Raw genomic sequence first — 13,068 nt, forward strand, 5'->3', positions numbered from 1 at the left:
CCGAAAAAACTTCACCTGTGAAGCATCGGCCCGGCCAGAGACACCTGGCCGGGCCGGACTGTCCTAAAGGTGCATGCCAGCGGCCGGTACATCGCCCCGGTAGCGGTCGCGCCCGAAGGAGACCGCAGCCATGAAGTAGGAGGCCGCCGCCAGGATCATGAACAGCACGGTGGCCGCCATGGAGTAACGCAGCCCGTTTGCATAAGCGCGGCAGAGCTCAGGGCCCGTCTCGCCAAGCGAGGTCGGATCCGTGCTGCACAGGCGGGGGTTGAAGTCCGCAGCCATGCTCGACAGGCCGGCATTGTTGATCTCCATGCCCATGAAGAAGTCACTCATTGCGCCGACGAAGAGCGGGCCGATACCGTTACCGATAAGGCTGACGATGAGCAGCAGCACGGAAATCGTGGTCGCTCTCGATTTCGGGCTGACGATGGCTGTGCCGACGGTGTATTGCGCGCCGAGATAGGCATAGTGCGCAATCGCCGCAACGATCCAGAGCGCGAAGGCCATCGACAGGGTCGGGGCGAAGAAGGCAGCGATATAGAACGGCACCGAGATCAGCAGGCCGACGCCCGGCAGCCACGCAGCCACTCGCGGAAAACGTCCCTCAAGCCGTTCCGACAGGAAGCCGCCAAGGAAGGTCCCGCCGGCAGCAACAGCAGCCAGTGGCGCGCCGTAGAGGACCGCTGCATCGCGGACGCCGATACCGTGGACACGCTGCAGGAAGGGCGCCTGGAAGTTGATCAGGCCATAGCCGACAAAGGCGACGAGGGCGGCCCCCAGCGAGAGCCACCAGAAGGTCGGCTTCTTGCCGAACTCCCTGAAGGCGTCGAAGAAGCCCGCCTTCGCGGTGCTGTCGAGCGCAGGTGGGTCGGAATAGCCCCGCGGCGGCTCCTTGATGGTCAGAAGCAGGATCAGCGCAACCAGCACGCCGGGCAGGCCAACCACGACGAAGGCGATTCGCCAGCCGCCGACGGTCGACCAGTCCATTCCGGGGAAGAGGCCGCCAAGGCCGAGCGTCCCAAGCCAGGCACCGAAGTCCTCGCCCTGGATACCGGCAATCAGGCCGCCGAAAAGCTGGGCGAGGACGCCGCCAATGGTGACGCCCATGGAGTAGATGCCAAGCGCGCCTGCCCGACTTCGGGGCGGGTAATAGTCGGTAATGAGGGAATTGGCGGGCGGCGTGCAGCCAGCCTCGCCCACAGCCACGCCGACGCGGAAGATGAGGAGCCAGATAAACCCGCTTGCGACACCGCAGAGCGCGGTCATGACAGACCAGATAATGATGCAGAGCGCGATGATCAGGACACGGTTTGCCCGGTCGGCCCACATTGCGATCGGAATGCCCATCAGGGCATAGAAGAGCGCGAAGGGCGGTCCCGACAGGAGGCCCCACTGGGTATCGTTCAGTCCGAACTCGTTGATGATCGGCTGGGCCACGACCGAAATCAGCGTGCGGTCGATGAAGTTCAGCGTGTAGACCAGCATCAGCGAGATCAGGACGTAGGACCGGTAGCCCTTCGTTCCGAAGCCCGTGATGTGGCCAGGTTCCTGCGCGGCCGTGGTATCGCTCATTGAATCTCTCCTCCCGAGCGTCTCTATCCCCGACGCTTCTCGGTCAGTGTTGTTGACTAGCGCGAAGCCGCTTGCAACCCCCGCCTAGTGTCACGTCCCGATGCATCAACGGATGGCGACGGGATTGATGATCGCCTGCACCGTGCCTTCCAGCTTGGGAACACCGAGCGAGAAGAAGAATTCCGTGACGTTGTCAGCAGCCAGTTCCGAAGTCACCATGTTTTCAAGCAGGTAGACGCCGTTCTTCGCGAGCAGGGTCAGATGAACGTCGAACGGCCGGTCTGCCGCCTCAAAGGGAATCACCTCGACCGCCCATGTATCGGCGCCCACGGCCACAACGCCGAGATCCGCGAGGTACTGCGCCCCCTCGACGCCGAGCCCCGGCTCGGTCTGTTTGAGGCCTTCAGCGTCCGCAGTCGCGGCCATGTAGCCGGTGTGAAAGAGGACCACATCGCCGGCTTCGATCTCGACTCCCGCCGCTTCCATGGCGGCATCGATCTCTTCTCGGTTGAAGGCTGTGCCATCCGGGACGGGGTCGGCGCCAACCACTTTCGTCATGTCGAGCAGGACGCCGCGCGTGGCAATCGGGGGCAGGGCATGAGTGCCGAACTGCGTCAGCCCGGCCGGCGTGACGAAGTCGGCGACGGGCACGCCATTATAGTATTGATGGTTGATGCCCATATGGCCGAGGCCGTCGATCTGGCTGCCGATGCCGACCCAGACATCGACGATGTCATCATTGCCGGTCGCCTTGTTGGCCCCCAGCGGCGTGCCGGATCCGTCGGAAAGCTGCAGCACGGTGACATCGTATTCACGTGGGCCATAGGCCGGCGTGTCGCGGCCGGTCACCATGCCAAGCGAATAGGTCTTGCCCGTTGTGATGAGCTTGGCGGCCTCCGCAGTCTTTTCTGCCGAAAGTTCATTCACCGCGCCAAGGCGGTCGTCAGCGCCATACTGGGATGGATACCAGCTCTCGGTTTCCTGAGCGCCAGCGGCGCATACAGCCAGCAGGGCAGCGCCTGTCGCGATCATCAGTCGTTTCATTTTTTCCTCCCGTCCCGTCTGTTTGGGCGACTGTGCGCCGAGGCGGGTGGACGTGTCCAGCGCTTCTTCCTGGGCAGGTCACTGCATGATCGTTTGCAACCGGTGCGAAAAGCATGTACGTAGACAATTCGAATTTGGCCGGACGATCAGGCAGGACCACCGCGATAGCGGTCAGACGCTCAGAATTTTCCCAAAAAAGACGAACTCCAGACGCGCAATGTCGCGCGCTTGGCCACAAATTGTGCACTGAAAGGAAATTCTGATGAATTCTGGCACCGTGAAATTTTACAACGACCAAAAAGGCTTTGGCTTTATCGCTCCGGACGATGGCGGCAACGACGTGTTCGTTCACGCCACCGCGCTCGAGCGTTCGGGCATGACCGCCCTGCGCGAAGGCCAGAAGGTCTCCTTCGACACCGCTGTTGATCAGCGTAGCGGCAAGACTGCCGTCAACACGATCGAAGCCGCCTAAGGCTGGCCGGCTGCTTCGGCAGCCAGCAGATTGTAGAAAAGCCGCCTTCGCGAGAAGGCGGCTTTTTTCATTTTGGCGGAAGAAAGTTTAGCCGCGGCCGTGCGGGGCCTCCCAGTCCATGACCGGACCGGCTGGAACGATACGGGTCGGGTTCACCATGTCGTGGCTTTCATAATAGTGACGCTGGGCGTGTTTCGCGTTCACGGTCTCGGCAATGCCGGGCCACTGATAAAGGTCGCGGGCATAGGGCCAGAGGTGCTCATAAGCTGCCAGGCGGCGGATATTGCACTTGAAGTGGCCATGATAGACCAGGTCGAACCGATAGAGCGTCGTCCACAGCCGCCAGTCAGCCTCGGTCGGCGTGTCGCCTGTCAGGAAACGTGAGCGCGACAGCTTGTCGTCCAGCCAGTCGAGCGACTCGAACAGCGGGTAGACGGCCTCTTCATATGCCTGCTGCGATGTCGCGAAGCCGGATTTGTAAACGCCATTATTTACAGTGTGGTAGACGCGTTCGTTGATCTCGTCGATCTCGGCACGCTTGTCTTCCGGATAGTAATCACCTTCCTTCGCGCCGACCCCGTCGAAGGCGGAATTGAACATGCGGATGATGTCGGCGGACTCGTTGGAGACAATGGTCTCCTTTTCCTTGTCCCAGATCGTCGGCACCGTAACGCGGCCGGTATAGTGCGGGTCGGCCTTGAGGTAGACTTCATAGAAGAATTCCGAGCCGAACAGCTTGTCCTCGACAATACCGTCCGGATCCTTCTGGAAGGTCCAGCCATTCTCGCCCATGAACCAGTGTGTCACGGAGACATCGATCATGTCTTCGAGGCCCTTGAGCTTGCGGAAGATCAGCGCCCGGTGAGCCCAGGGGCAGGCGTAGGAGACATAGAGATGATAGCGGCCCGGTTCGGCCTTGAAGCCGCCTTCGCCGCTCGGGCCCGGCGAGCCGTCGGCGGTAATCCAGTTGCGAAACTGGCTTTCAGAGCGCACGAACTTGCCACCCTGCGCGTCGGTGTCATACCACTTGTCCTGCCAGATGCCGTTATTGAGTAGGCCCATGATACGTCTGTCGCTCCTATGTCTGAATGCTGACAGACCAACTAGGAGGCCGGGCGCACCGTTCCAGCGCGAAGGCGGGATAAGGCCTATTCAGCCCGCGAATAGGCGCATGAAAAGGCGATCCGGTGAGCCACTGGGGAGGGTCAGGATTTCGGGCGTTTGGCCTTCGGGCGCTTTGGCGGGCTCATCCCCGATGGCCCGGTGCGGTGCTGATGCTTTTTAGGTTTTGACCGCTTCGGGGTTTCCCGGGGCCTGTTCTCAAGCTCGGACGGTGGTGTCGGCCGGGGTTTGCGGGGCTTGTCCTCGGGCGACCATTCGGCCCGGTGCGGCTTGGGCTTCTTCTTCTTTTTCGGCGCATCTGCAGAAGGTGCAGCGGCGCTTTTCTGGCCGGAATAGGCTGACCGGCCGGGCGGCTGGTCGCCCTCGCGCCAGGCCGTGATCGACTTTTCGAGCCGGCCTTCGGCGCCGATCGTGGCGAAGAAGGGCTCCACACTGTCGGGCTTCAGTTCGACGCGGCTATGGGCCTCCTCGATCCGGATTGCGCCGATCTGGCTGCGGTCGAGCCCGCCGGACTTGCACAGCATGGGCAGCAGCCAGCGCGGCTCGGCGCCGGACTTGCGGCCCACTGAAAGATTGATCCACACGCCGTTCTCGAAATCGTCGCGCGGTGCGCGGGGCTCTCTCGGGCCGCGCTGTTCCTGCGGCTTGCGGCGGCCATCGCGCTGTCCGCCCTGGCCACGGTCCTCGGGTACTGGCATGAGGTCTTCCGGCGCCGACCGTTTCGCGCGGTGCAGGGCAACAAAGGCGGCGGCGACCTGTTCGGCGCCGTGAATGTCGATCAGGGCCTTCGCCATCTCGCTGTCGGCGGTTGAGACCGGTTCGCTCAGCGAAGGGTGGTTGAGCAGGCGCTCATCGTCGCGGCGCTGGATGTCATCGGCGCCCGGCGCATCGCCCCAGCTGGCTTCCACCTTCGCATCGCCGAGCAACCGTTCGATGCGGCGGCGCGCCTTGAACGGCACGATCAGGACGCTGATCCCCTTGCGCCCGGCCCGGCCCGTGCGGCCGCTGCGATGCAGGAGGCTTTCCTGATTGGTCGGCAGGTCGGCATGGATGACGAGGTCAAGATCGGGCAGGTCGAGACCGCGCGCGGCAACATCGGTTGCGACGCAGACATTCGCCCGGCCATCGCGCAGCGCCTGAAGCGCATGTGTGCGTTCGGTCTGGCTGAGTTCGCCCGACAGCGCGACAACGCTCAGGCCGCGATTGTGGAAGCGGGCCAGAAGATGGTTCACATTCGCCCGCGTCTTGCAGAAGACGAGCGCATTCTTCGCCTCGTGGAAGCGCAGGACGTTGATGATCGCATTCTCGGTATCGACCGGGGCCACGACATGCGCGCGATATTCGATATCGGCATGGTGGCTAGTGGCCGAGATGGTGTTGACGCGCACGGCGTCGCGCTGGAAATTTGCGGCCAGTCTCGCGATCGGCTTCGACACGGTTGCCGAGAAGAGCAGGGTGCGTCGGCCTTCGGGCGCGGCCTTGAGGATGGTTTCGAGTTCCTCGCGAAAACCGAGGTTCAGCATCTCGTCGGCTTCGTCGAGGACGACCACCCGGATGTCGTCGAGCACAAGTCCGCCGCGATTGATGTGATCGACCAGCCGTCCCGGCGTGCCGACGACGATGTGGGCGCCGCGTGCAAGGGAGCGGCGCTCTTCGCGGGGATCCATACCCCCGACACAGGAGACGACCGACGCGCCGGCCTCGGCATAGAGCCACTGGAGTTCGCGGTGGACCTGCACGGCAAGCTCACGGGTTGGCGCGACGACCAGCGCCAGCGGGGAACCTGCACGGCCCAAGCGTTCCGCACCATCCAGCAGGGACGGCGCCGTTGCGATCCCGAACGCGACCGTCTTGCCGGAGCCTGTCTGCGCGGAGACGAGAAGGTCCTGTCCTTCCAGCTCCGGGTCGAGCATCGCGGTTTGCACGGGGGTGAGGCTGTCATAGCCACGCGCGGCGAGGGCCTGGCCCAAAGCGGGCGCAACAGCTGGGTGGTCGGTCATGGTCGGGCTTTCGGATCGTTTTGGCCGCTCAAACCAGGCGGCCTGACAGCGTGTATGAGGCCGAATGCCTGAACCCTGTCGAAGCGGGTCACATAATGGGATTTACCGCGTTTGGCTATGACCCCCGTCACCTACGGCTGATGAATCTCAGATCAGGCCCTGAGCCCGGAAGCTGAGCACGCCGGAGCGGGCGGCGATGAGGTGGTCATGCACGGTGATCTCGAGAGCATCGAGCGCGTCCATGATCTCGCGTGTCATGTCGATATCGGCTCGCGACGGTGTCGGATCACCAGACGGATGATTGTGGACAAGGATCAGGCTGCAGGCTTGCAGCTCCAGCGCCCGCCGGGCGATCTCACGTGGATAGACCGGCGCGTGATCGACAGTGCCGTGGCCGAGCGTTTCGTCGGTGATGAGCTGGTTCTTGCGATCAAGGAACAGCACCCGGAACTGTTCGCGGCCTTCGTGCTGGAGCTCACGCTTCACATAGTCCTGCAGGGCTGTCCAGCTGGAGATGACCGTGCGGGCCTTCAGGGTTTCCCGCGTGGCACGCGCGCCAATTTCGGCGGTCGCCTTGAGGTAGGCGGCGACGGTCTCGCCCACGCCGGCAACCTTGGTGAGGTCGGCCGGGCGGGCCGCGAGCACGCCACTCAGAGAGCCGAAGCGGGCCAGAAGCGCCTTGGCAATCGGCTTGACGTCCCGGCGCGGAATGAAAGCGAAGAGGAGTGTTTCCAGAAGCTCATAATCTTCCAGCGCATTCGCGCCCCGGTCGATGAGCTTTGTTCGCAACCGGTCACGATGGCCCTGCCAGTGCGGCTTGGGCGCGGAGACCGGGCGGGCCGTCCCGAAACCGGGCAAGGGGGCTTCTTCTACCTGTCGCATGCGTTTCCCCAACCTGCTGACCGTTCCTTTTATGTTCCAGGAAATCGGTGCGGTCAAGCTTGCCAGTTTTGAAGCGTTGTGGAAGCTTTCCGGACTCTATGGTGGAGGGAATAGATAATGTTGAAAAGTATTCTTGTGTCGGGGGCCATGATGGGCCTTGCAGCAGGCGCTCACGCGCATGAAGATGGGGGCGCTGACCATGCGTCGGATCATCCGGACAAGGTCGTGTCGGCGGATACGGGCGCCAGCGTGGAAAACCCGTTTCACCCTGTCCGCCTCCTGCTGGCAAATGATGAGTCCGCCGGATCGGTTACCATCTACGAATTCCTGCTGCCGCCGCAGAGCCCCGGCTCTCCACCGCATACGCATACGCAGGAAGACGAGTATTTCTATGTTCTGGAGGGGTCGCTCGACATCCTCTCCGGCGGTGAAGTAAAACGTCTTCAGCCGGGCGACTTCGCGGCGCTAAACCGCGGCCATGCGCATATGTTCTGGAACGGGTCGGACACCGACACCAAGCTGCTCATGATGACGACAGGCAGCTCGTTCGAAGCCTTCATGGAAGGCGTGAGCCCGCGTCTCGCTGAACAAAAGCCGGGGTCACCAGCCGAGGCCGGTGCCGTGATTGGCCAGCTTGCCGCTGAGCATGGTATCGAGATTTCGATGGAAACGATGCCGGAAGAGGCGGCACCGTATTATGCGCCGCCTGCCGAGGGTGACTAGGCGCTAGAGCTTCACCGTATGGGGTTTGTGCCAGCCTTTCGGGGAGGCGGTGAAAATCTCCACGCCGTCCTTCGTCACGCCAACCGAATGCTCATACTGGGCTGAAAGCTGGCGGTCGCGTGTCACGGCCGTCCAGCCGTCCGGCAGGATGGCGGCGTCCTTGCGGCCGATATTCAGCATCGGTTCGATGGTGAAGAACATGCCGGGCTTCAGCTCAGGGCCGGTGCCGGCCCGCGCCGAGTGAACGACGTTCGGTTCATCGTGGAAGAGCTGGCCGAGCCCGTGGCCGCAGAAATCCTCCACGACGGACAGGCGGTTTTTGGCCGCGACGGAGGAGATGGCCGCGCCGATGTCACCAAAGCGGTTGCCGGGTTTGACGGCAGCGATACCGGCCATCAGGGCGTCATAGGTGACGTCCATCAGCCGCTCAGCCTTCCGCTTCGGATTGCCAGCAGCGTACATGCGGGAATGGTCGCCATGCCAGCCATCGACGATCAGCGTCACGTCGATATTGGCGATGTCGCCATCCTTGAGCGGCCGGTCGCCGGGAATGCCGTGGCAGATCACATGGTTGAGCGAAATGCATGAGGCATGGCGATAGCCGCGATAGCCGATCGTCGCCGACTGGGCGCCATGATCGAACACGAATTCGCGGATAAGGTCATCGAGATGCGAGGTCGTCACGCCGGGCTTCACCTCAGGCACCAGCATGTCGAGGCATTCGGCCACTAGCTTGCCTGCGCGGCGCATGCCTTCAAACCCTTCTTCGTCATGGATCCGGATTTCTCCGGTGCGCATGGGCAGGATCAGGTCGGCTTCAGTCATATCGTCTCGAATGTCCGCTCAAAGTGAAGGGGCGTCGGTGCCCCACTTTCGCGCAATATGGCAGCGTTTGGCCCCGGATTCCACAGGGCCCGCTGCTCAGGCGCGCAGTTATTGCTGTTTGCGCGTTTCTTTTTCAGCCTCTTCGGCTTTTGCGGCGAGTTTGTCCTGGTCTTCGGCATACTGGTCGGGCGCTTCATACTCCTCGCGGATCGCTTCTTCGCGAATGGCGCGGGCCTTGGGCGATTTCAGACGGGGCATGATTACGGCCCAGGCGAGGATGCCGAGCAGGACAAGGGCACCAATTCCGTACAGGATTTCAGGGGGCATGAGAGGGTCCTTTGCTATACGGAAAACCAATGTGCGGCGGGCGCGAGCGTTCCGGTTCGCGCGCATGCTCTTCTCGAAATGGGCGGTCCGGCGTAAGCTGCTCTCATAAGAACAAGACCTTGGGAGGATATTGCATGAACGTACATGTCGGCGCGGAGGCCTTTGCGCGCTTTGAAGCCAGGCCGCTTACCCCGCGCATCGGTGCCGAGCTCTACGGCGTGGATCTCAGCCAGAACCTCGACGACGCGTTGATCGCCGACATCCGCGACGCCCTCCTCAAATACAAGGTCATCTTCTTCCGCGACCAGCAGATTACCGCGGAACAGCACATCGCTTTTGCCCGCCGCTTCGGGGACCTGGAAATCCATCCGGCAACGCCGAAGGGTCAGGAAAATCCCGAAATCCTGCGCATCACGCATAATGCCAAGAACAAGGGCCAGGAAAATTTCTGGCACTCCGACGTCACCTGGCGCGAAGAGCCGTCGCTCGGCTCAATCCTGCGCGCGATCGACCTTCCGGCGGTCGGTGGGGACACGCTCTTTTCGGACATGGTCGCCGCCTATGAGGGCCTGTCGGACAAGATGAAGGCGTTTTGCTGCGGCCTGACGGCAGTCCACGATATCGCGCGGGTTTTCGCACGCCGGCTCGGCAAGGATCCGAAAGAGCTGCACGAGAAATTCCCGCCCATGGAGCATCCGGTCATCCGGACCCATCCTGAGACGGGCGAACGGCTGATTTACGTCAACACTGCCTTCACCAGCCACATCAAGGACCTTTCGCGTGAGGAAAGCGACTGGCTGCTCAAGCACCTTTATGCGCAGGCCAATCTGCCGGAATACCAGTGCCGGTTCCGCTGGGCGCCGGGCTCGATGGCCTTCTGGGACAACCGCGCCTGCCAGCACTATGCCGCCAGCGACTACTGGCCGAACGTCCGCGTCATGGAGCGCGTCACCATCGCGGGCGACCGGCCGTATTTCGAGCCGCAAGATAATTGATGCAAAAATATTGACACAAATAGCATTGATGCAGTATTAGTGCACTATGCGATGCTATATTTTCATGGGCGATGTCACCGGAAGCCGGAAACTATCGTCGGCAAAGGTACAAGCGAGCCTTGAGACGCTCACGGCCCGTGCGAACGAACGGTTCGCTAGCCTGCTGCTGTCTCCGCTCACCGTCACGCTCGGCGACGAATTTCAGGGGGTTGCTGACAGTGCCGACACGCTGGTGCGGCTGGCTTTCTGGTTTCAGGAACAGATCCTGGCCGACCGTCTCTCCATACAGATGCATTACAGCATGGTGGAAGGCGAGATCGATACACCGATCAATCACGACATCGCCCATGGCATGCTGGGAGAAGGCCTGTCACGGGCGCGTGAAATGCTGGTGCGCAAGGACCGCTCGCGTCCGCGCTACCAGATCGATCTCGAGGATGCGGAAAGAACCGCCGTTATCCGGCAGCTCTTCGCCATCATGGAAGATCTTGAGGACCGCTGGAATGGCAAGGATTTCGACTACATTCTTGCGCTCCTGTCGCATGAGAGCGATGCAGAGGTGGCAGAAATGTTCGGCAAGGACCGGTCGCAGGTCTACAAACGCCGGCGGACCTTGCTGACGGATTCCTATGCCAGGGCCCGGTCGGTAATACGACAGGTCATTGCGCTCGATTGAACTGCTATGGAGGGGCTGCAGGCAGAATGACGGAACCGACCAGTGAAGCGCTGTCCTATATCCTCACCTGGTTCGGTGTCTTCATCATCGGCGAAGCGGTGGCCTCGATTGTGTTTGGCTTCATCCGGGCCATTCATGCGCGCCAGAAATTCCGGCTGCAGCGGCATGCCTATCACAGGGAAAGCCGGGCCGGCCCGGTCTTTGTGCTGCACATGGATATCGACTGGATGAAAGGACTGCTTGAGCGGACCGTCATGTCGATCGGCCTGCTTGCGGGCTTTGTCCATGTCCTGACCTTTTTCGGCGCGCTGAAAATCGCCACCGGGCTCAATCAGCGCGCGGCTGAAAAGGATGCGCCCACGCATGGCTGGAGCATGGACTACTTCCTCGTCGGAAATCTCGTCTCGGCCCTCTTCGCCATCCTCTACGTTCTGGTCGTGAGGCTGGTGCAGCCATGCGTGCTGAGCCTGCTTGCCTAGACAAGCTTTGCATCGAGCGTGATTTCGATCGCCCCAAGGGCTTTCGAGATCGGGCAGTTCGCCTTCGCATCGTTTGCCAGCTCCAGGAATTTCGCTTCCTCGATGCCGGGGACCTTGCCGGTGAGCGTCAGCGCAGAGGACTTCACCTCGAAGCCGCCTTCGATCTGCTCGACGGTAACAACGGCCCTGGCTTCCAGATTCTCCGCCGGTGTGCCGTTCTCGGCGAGGGCATGGGACAGCGCCATGGCGAAGCAGCCCGCATGTGAGGCACCGAGCAGTTCTTCCGGATTGGTGCCGGACTTGCCGCTTTCATCCTCGAAACGTGACTTGAAACTGTAGCCGTGGCTGGAAAGGGCGCCGCTCTGGGTATCGAGCGTGCCTTTACCGTCCGCGAGGGCGCCGGACCAGTTGGCGGTTGCATGGCGTTTCATGGGAAATCTCCTTCGATCAGGATTGAGGGCTCCGGGCAGGCCTTAGGTTGCCCGACATGACAGCAAGCGGCGCTGGCGGAAAATCGTTCCCTGAAAGGTGCTTGCCGGTCCTGTCGTGTGCGGCCACAGTATCGGCAGAATCCGAAGCATGAGGGGAGGCTCATTTGCTCAAATCCACATCGTCACTGATCGCTGCCGCAGTCCTGCTGGCGTCTTGCGCCGCCAACGAGGCGGCAACCGCCCTGCCGGAGACCTGGCCACCGCTGGGCGGCGAGCAGCCCGCGAGCACCGGCGCTTTCGATCCTGCAGGGCTGGAGGCGCTGTCAGCTGCCATGCAGGGCTATGTGGACGATGGCCATGTCATCGGCATGCAGACGCTACTGGTGAAGGATGGCAAGGTCATCCAGCACGGGTCGTATGGTGTCATGGATGTCGAGACCGCTGCGCCGGTGAGCGACGATACAATCTACCGTATCTATTCCATGACCAAGCCGATTACCGGCGTCGCGCTGATGCAGCTCCATGAAGAGGGCAAGTTCGAACTCGATGATCCGGTCACCGACTACATTCCGGAATTCGAGACCCTGAAGGTCCTCGCTGGAGAGAATGAGGACGGCTCGCCGAAACTCGTCGACATGGAGCGTCCGCCCACGATGCGCGAACTGATGACCCATACGGCGGGCTTTGCGTATGGTCTCGGCGGTGGAGACTATGTCAATCAGCAGTATCGCGAGCAGGGCGTGCTTGCCTCGCCGGACATGCAGACCTTCATCGACAAGGTTGCTGCCATCCCGCTGCTCTTCCAGCCGGGCGAGCGATGGTACTATTCGGCCGCTGTCGATGTGCAGGGCTACCTGGTCGAGAAATTCTCCGGGATGAGCTTTGGCGACTATCTGGACGCCAACGTCTTTGATCCGCTGAATATGGACGATACCGGCTTCTACGTGCCGGAGGAGGACTATCAGCGCCTGGCAGACCTGACGGTCTACAATCAGGAAGAGGGGAAATTCGTGCCTATGCCGACCTCCCCGGAAACACAGAGTCCTTCGACGACACCATTTCTTTTCAGAAAGGACACCATTTCCTTCGAATCCGGCGGTGGCGGTCTGGTCTCGACACTCGATGACTATGCGCGCTTCAGCCAGATGATGCTGAACAAGGGGGAGCTGAGCGGCAAGCGCATCCTCGAGCCTGAAACGGTTGAACTGATGACCACGAACCAGCTGCCCGAAGGCGTCGGCATCGGCTTTGATGGCACCAATCGCAACCGAGAGGAGGGCGAACGTCACAAGTTCGGTCTCGATTTCGGTCTGATCTCAGATCCGGAAGCGATGAACAGCCCTGCCGGCACCGGCACCTATTATTGGGGCGGGGCCGCCGGCACATGGTTCTGGATCGACCCTGAAAACAATCTCTTCTTCATCGGGATGATCCAGCGCTTCGGCGCGTTCCCGGGTGAAGAGGCAGATTTCCGGGGCAGGTCGGGCGAACTCGTCTACGAAGCGCTTGAAGAATAG

Annotated in this window: 14 protein-coding genes; 6 read left to right on the plus strand and 8 right to left on the minus strand. The window is 61.7% G+C overall.

Going from position 1 to position 13,068, the window contains the following annotated elements; translation table 11 throughout:
* Positions 1 to 63 precede the first annotated feature (63 nt).
* Both Q1K29_RS16580 and Q1K29_RS16585 read right to left on the minus strand, forming a co-directional pair.
* Positions 64 to 1,575, minus strand: coding sequence for an MFS transporter (locus Q1K29_RS16580; protein WP_300396281.1), 1,512 nt, complete (start codon positions 1,573 to 1,575; stop codon positions 64 to 66).
* A gap of 105 nt (positions 1,576 to 1,680) precedes the next feature.
* Positions 1,681 to 2,619, minus strand: coding sequence for a cyclase family protein (locus Q1K29_RS16585; protein WP_300396283.1), 939 nt, complete (start codon positions 2,617 to 2,619; stop codon positions 1,681 to 1,683).
* Positions 2,620 to 2,881: 262 nt separating this feature from the next.
* Between Q1K29_RS16585 and Q1K29_RS16590 the strand changes: the two genes are divergently transcribed.
* Complete coding sequence (locus Q1K29_RS16590) at positions 2,882 to 3,091, plus strand: cold-shock protein (RefSeq protein WP_300396285.1); 210 nt, start codon at positions 2,882 to 2,884, stop codon at positions 3,089 to 3,091.
* 87 nt (positions 3,092 to 3,178) lie between these two features.
* On the opposite strand, the gene Q1K29_RS16595 is transcribed toward Q1K29_RS16590, so the two are convergent.
* The 3 genes from Q1K29_RS16595 to radC form a co-directional block, all read right to left on the minus strand.
* The gene (locus Q1K29_RS16595; RefSeq protein WP_300396287.1) at positions 3,179 to 4,153 is read right to left on the minus strand and encodes a glutathione S-transferase family protein; all 975 of its coding nucleotides are present in this window, start codon (positions 4,151 to 4,153) and stop codon (positions 3,179 to 3,181) included.
* A gap of 143 nt (positions 4,154 to 4,296) precedes the next feature.
* A complete protein-coding gene (locus Q1K29_RS16600) occupies positions 4,297 to 6,213 on the minus strand; it encodes a DEAD/DEAH box helicase (protein WP_300396289.1) in 1,917 nt (638 codons plus the stop codon).
* A gap of 147 nt (positions 6,214 to 6,360) precedes the next feature.
* Positions 6,361 to 7,095, minus strand: a complete 735-nt coding sequence (gene radC / locus Q1K29_RS16605) for a DNA repair protein RadC (RefSeq protein WP_300396291.1) — start codon at positions 7,093 to 7,095, stop codon at positions 6,361 to 6,363.
* 117 nt (positions 7,096 to 7,212) lie between these two features.
* On the opposite strand from radC, the gene Q1K29_RS16610 reads away from it, so the two are divergent.
* Positions 7,213 to 7,818, plus strand: a complete 606-nt coding sequence (locus tag Q1K29_RS16610; RefSeq protein ID WP_300396293.1) for a cupin domain-containing protein — start codon at positions 7,213 to 7,215, stop codon at positions 7,816 to 7,818.
* A gap of 3 nt (positions 7,819 to 7,821) precedes the next feature.
* Here Q1K29_RS16610 and map read toward each other — a convergent pair whose 3' ends face one another.
* Both map and Q1K29_RS16620 read right to left on the minus strand, forming a co-directional pair.
* Positions 7,822 to 8,643 carry a type I methionyl aminopeptidase gene (gene map, locus Q1K29_RS16615; protein ID WP_300396295.1) on the minus strand — a complete coding sequence of 274 codons (822 nt, stop codon included), beginning with the start codon at positions 8,641 to 8,643 and terminating at the stop codon, positions 7,822 to 7,824.
* A gap of 108 nt (positions 8,644 to 8,751) precedes the next feature.
* A complete protein-coding gene (locus Q1K29_RS16620; protein WP_300396297.1) occupies positions 8,752 to 8,970 on the minus strand; it encodes a hypothetical protein in 219 nt (72 codons plus the stop codon).
* 134 nt (positions 8,971 to 9,104) lie between these two features.
* Here Q1K29_RS16620 and Q1K29_RS16625 point away from each other — a divergent pair, with 134 nt between their 5' ends.
* From Q1K29_RS16625 to Q1K29_RS16635, 3 genes are read left to right on the plus strand one after another with little or no spacing between them, the layout of a single operon-like run.
* Positions 9,105 to 9,965: a TauD/TfdA family dioxygenase gene (locus tag Q1K29_RS16625; protein ID WP_300396299.1), complete on the plus strand. Its 861-nt coding sequence runs from the start codon at positions 9,105 to 9,107 to the stop codon at positions 9,963 to 9,965.
* Positions 9,966 to 10,011: 46 nt separating this feature from the next.
* Positions 10,012 to 10,641, plus strand: a complete 630-nt coding sequence (locus tag Q1K29_RS16630; RefSeq protein WP_300396300.1) for a SatD family protein — start codon at positions 10,012 to 10,014, stop codon at positions 10,639 to 10,641.
* Between the two features lie 26 nt (positions 10,642 to 10,667).
* Positions 10,668 to 11,120: a hypothetical protein gene (locus Q1K29_RS16635; RefSeq protein ID WP_300396302.1), complete on the plus strand. Its 453-nt coding sequence runs from the start codon at positions 10,668 to 10,670 to the stop codon at positions 11,118 to 11,120.
* On the opposite strand, the gene Q1K29_RS16640 is transcribed toward Q1K29_RS16635, so the two are convergent.
* Entirely contained in the window at positions 11,117 to 11,551 is a 435-nt protein-coding gene (locus Q1K29_RS16640) for an OsmC family protein (RefSeq protein ID WP_300396304.1), read from the minus strand. The genes Q1K29_RS16635 and Q1K29_RS16640 overlap by 4 nt on opposite strands.
* Positions 11,552 to 11,715: 164 nt before the next feature.
* Here Q1K29_RS16640 and Q1K29_RS16645 point away from each other — a divergent pair, with 164 nt between their 5' ends.
* A complete protein-coding gene (locus Q1K29_RS16645) occupies positions 11,716 to 13,068 on the plus strand; it encodes a serine hydrolase domain-containing protein (protein ID WP_300396306.1) in 1,353 nt (450 codons plus the stop codon).

It is taken from the genome of Henriciella sp., from assembly GCF_029937755.1.
In the GTDB taxonomy this organism is placed as follows: Bacteria; Pseudomonadota; Alphaproteobacteria; order Caulobacterales; family Hyphomonadaceae; genus Henriciella.

Bases quoted from the DNA above. Each gene is read 5' to 3' on its own strand.
- Q1K29_RS16580 (WP_300396281.1), bottom strand. From the start codon at position 1,575: ATGAGCGATACCACGGCCGCGCAGGAACCTGGCCACATCACGGGCTTC.
- Q1K29_RS16585 (WP_300396283.1), bottom strand. From the start codon at position 2,619: ATGAAACGACTGATGATCGCGACAGGCGCTGCCCTGCTGGCTGTATGC.
- Q1K29_RS16590 (WP_300396285.1), top strand. From the start codon at position 2,882: ATGAATTCTGGCACCGTGAAATTTTACAACGACCAAAAAGGCTTTGGC.
- Q1K29_RS16595 (WP_300396287.1), bottom strand. From the start codon at position 4,153: ATGGGCCTACTCAATAACGGCATCTGGCAGGACAAGTGGTATGACACC.
- Q1K29_RS16600 (WP_300396289.1), bottom strand. From the start codon at position 6,213: ATGACCGACCACCCAGCTGTTGCGCCCGCTTTGGGCCAGGCCCTCGCC.
- radC (WP_300396291.1), bottom strand. From the start codon at position 7,095: ATGCGACAGGTAGAAGAAGCCCCCTTGCCCGGTTTCGGGACGGCCCGC.
- Q1K29_RS16610 (WP_300396293.1), top strand. From the start codon at position 7,213: ATGTTGAAAAGTATTCTTGTGTCGGGGGCCATGATGGGCCTTGCAGCA.
- map (WP_300396295.1), bottom strand. From the start codon at position 8,643: ATGACTGAAGCCGACCTGATCCTGCCCATGCGCACCGGAGAAATCCGG.
- Q1K29_RS16620 (WP_300396297.1), bottom strand. From the start codon at position 8,970: ATGCCCCCTGAAATCCTGTACGGAATTGGTGCCCTTGTCCTGCTCGGC.
- Q1K29_RS16625 (WP_300396299.1), top strand. From the start codon at position 9,105: ATGAACGTACATGTCGGCGCGGAGGCCTTTGCGCGCTTTGAAGCCAGG.
- Q1K29_RS16630 (WP_300396300.1), top strand. From the start codon at position 10,012: ATGCGATGCTATATTTTCATGGGCGATGTCACCGGAAGCCGGAAACTA.
- Q1K29_RS16635 (WP_300396302.1), top strand. From the start codon at position 10,668: ATGACGGAACCGACCAGTGAAGCGCTGTCCTATATCCTCACCTGGTTC.
- Q1K29_RS16640 (WP_300396304.1), bottom strand. From the start codon at position 11,551: ATGAAACGCCATGCAACCGCCAACTGGTCCGGCGCCCTCGCGGACGGT.